The sequence below is a fragment of the Methylomonas rivi genome (genome assembly GCF_024505165.1).
GTDB classification, from domain to species: domain Bacteria; phylum Pseudomonadota; class Gammaproteobacteria; order Methylococcales; family Methylomonadaceae; genus Methylomonas; species Methylomonas rivi.
This window is the reverse complement of sequence record NZ_JANIBK010000262.1, coordinates 1-2781: the sequence shown is the minus strand read 5'-3', so window position 1 is coordinate 2781 and position 2781 is coordinate 1. Positions and strand designations below refer to the sequence as shown.

The 2781-nt window shown below is 60.3% G+C and carries 2 protein-coding genes and 1 pseudogene; all 3 read left to right on the top strand.

The genetic code is table 11. The features are described 5' to 3' along the window. A pseudogene (locus tag NP596_RS20840) lies at window positions 1–353 on the top strand (hypothetical protein); the annotation flags it as partial. 13 nt (window positions 354–366) lie between these two features. Beyond that, window positions 367–2208, top strand: coding sequence for a hypothetical protein (locus tag NP596_RS20835; RefSeq protein WP_256617309.1), 1842 nt, complete (start codon window positions 367–369; stop codon window positions 2206–2208). A 3-nt stretch (window positions 2209–2211) separates the two neighbouring features. Continuing rightward, a partial coding sequence (locus tag NP596_RS20830) for a hypothetical protein (RefSeq protein WP_256617308.1) occupies window positions 2212–2781 on the top strand: 570 nt, incomplete at its 3' end.

Below are 2781 nucleotides of genomic sequence, written 5' to 3'. Positions count from 1 at the left end.
CTTATTTGTACCCGCTACGGGCCGGCCACGTACACGGCCAGGCGCCCGCCGATCCGGCGGCGGCCTTGAATCCGGACGAACAAACCTATCTGGCCGCGCATGCCGACGCCGGCGGGCTGCTGAATCTGAACGCCGCCATGCTGCATGCCTTGGGTACCGGTAAAAATGCCCTGGACATGCTGGCCAAGGAAACCGAGGCCGCGCAAACCTTGTTGGCCCGTATCCGCATTCAGCTGAATCCGGACCGCAAGGTGGTCAGCAACCCGCAGCGCATGCAAATCAATAACCTGCTCAGACCCTTCGTCACCACCCCGCAGCAATTGATCAGCCTGCACCGGTCTGTAGCCCCTTAAACTGGAGAGTGACATGAGCCATACCATCGGATTTCAGCCTTTTTCCGTACAGGAACTCAGCCAGGAAGGCTTGCGCAAAAGCAGTCTGGATCCTTTTCTGTCCCGCAGCAATTATTTCGACGGCCGCCTGTTGAAAGCCGCCGACCTGACCCGAGACCAGCAATATCTGGACGAGCGCTTACTGCAAACCGGGCGGGTATTGGGTAGCGGCGTGGTAAAAGGTTTGCGGGCCGAATTGAGCGGCGCGCAAAAAATCTCGGTCAGCCCCGGTTTGGCCATCACGGCGTCGGGCAGGGTGCTGGAATCGGTCAACAGTTTGACTGTCGACTTGACCGAGCGGGCCGATATTGCGGTCCTCAACCAGCCGCCGCTACGCTACTTCAACCGCGGCTTGTATGCCTTGATTCTGCAATATACCGAAAAAGGCGTCGGCATCGCCGAAACCTATCCGGAAGACATCGGCCAAAAAATAGAACCGCGCATCAATAGCTACGAAGAAGGCGTCGAACTGGCCTTGGTGCCGTTGCGGGAAACTTATCCGGCCGGCAGCGAATTGAGCACGCGGGCGGCGCTGGCCGGAAAATTCCTGCCGCAATTGCAGCCTTTGCCGGAGATTCCGGACGGCGCGGTGGCGCTGGGTTTGCTGGCCATCGATAAAAATATCGGCCAGTGGCTGGACCGCTCGCTGCTGTACCGGCCTGCCGGCATGCATTTGCAAGACAATGCGTTACAACAGCTTTTGGCCGCGCATTACGAAGAACTCTTGGCCGATGTGTTGACCGCGCGAAACTGGTCGTCATTGCAGGCGGCCTTCAGCGCCGGGCAGTTTTTTCAATGGCTGCCGCCGGTCGGCTCCCTGCCCAAACAGGCCGTGGACCCGGAAGCGGCGCTGCAACGGTTTTTTCCGGAAAGTTTTCGGGTCGGTATCTTGCCGGTGCGCAAGGAGGATTTGCCGATACTGGAAGCCGAAGCCATGCTGGAACAACCGATTAATCTGAGTCAGGACACGGACGTGGACATCATGATACTGGCGCCCCTGGCGGATGCCGATTTCAATTTTTACGCCCGCCGCCTGGAAGCCCCGACCGCGACGCCCGCCGACGAACCCTTCGCCTTGTCCACCCGCTTGTTGCCCGGCTTGTTGCCGTTGACCCTGAGCGTGCGGCCCTTGCGCCGTCCGGCCGTCGATACCAGTCAGCCCAATTACTGGCGCAATGTCTGGGACAGAGTGGGGGAAGGTCAATTGCGCTATCTGCGCCGCCCGGCCCGCATTGCCGAAAATCATGTCAGCACCGTGGTGTTGGCGCGCGGCTTCCAGTTACCGGAAGCCTTGCCGCCCGACAACAACGAGCTGGAGCAACTCAACCAGCGTTTGCTACAGGCCGAACAGGCCAGGGACAGCTTCCAGGCTCAACTGCAGACCAGCCGGCAACAGTTGAAATCGGCCCAGCAGGAATACGCCAAACTGAAAACCGACTACGATGCATTGCTGAGCAGCGGCGGGCAAACCGGCGGCGGTCTGGCGGCGCAGATCGAGGCCCGCGGCCTGCGGGATAAAACCGCCGTGACGGCGGCGCGAAAATATCTGGACAACATCGCCAATCAACCCAAACTGCAGGAGTTGACCGGCCGGGTACTGACATTACTGGACAGCGTCTACGACCGGGCCTTCTGGCCGAGTCTGCTGCAAAGCCTGGAAGCCGGTTCCTTGGAAAAACTGTTGCTGAACCTGTTGGAAACCCTGCAAGCCGACAAACCGGCCCATGAGTTCATCGCCAATGCCGGCGCCGATCTCGGCCTGAAAGACGACACTCTGCAGGTTTGGAAACGTAGCGCGGAATTCTTGGGGGGATGAGCCATGGCTAATCGGACCATACGTTTACACGAAGCCGCGCCCGGCAACGGCTTGGCCGCCGATCCGTTGCAGCAGCAAGGCCGGCTGCGCTTGAATCTGTTTGCCGGCCGCAGCCTGGGCGAGCGCGAGTTCGACATCATGCAAAGCTATGCCGAGCAGCGCCTGGCGCCATTGCTGTGCGGGCATGCGCCGGGCATTATCCACGGTTTCGAAGTGGCCGCCGGCGAAGTGCCGTTGGCAGACAGCGAAACCAACGACTGGCTGTTTCGGGTGCGTCCTGGGCTGGCGGTGGGCGGCGACGGCAAAATCGTCAACATGATTTTTCCGCTGGACCAGTATTGGCAAGAGCAAAAAACCGAGTATCTGGACCGGCGCAGCCGGGAACTGAATCCGATTAGCGCGGTACACGGCATCTATTTTCTCAGCGTGATACGCGAACTGGAAGCCGTGGATAAAAACGGCCAGTTCGCCGCCTGCGTGCGCGACGAGCTGGATTTGCTGCGCGACGCCCGCATCGAAACCGTTGCCCGTCTGACCCTGCAGCCGGTTTGGGAGGCCGATGAAGCGGTGGCC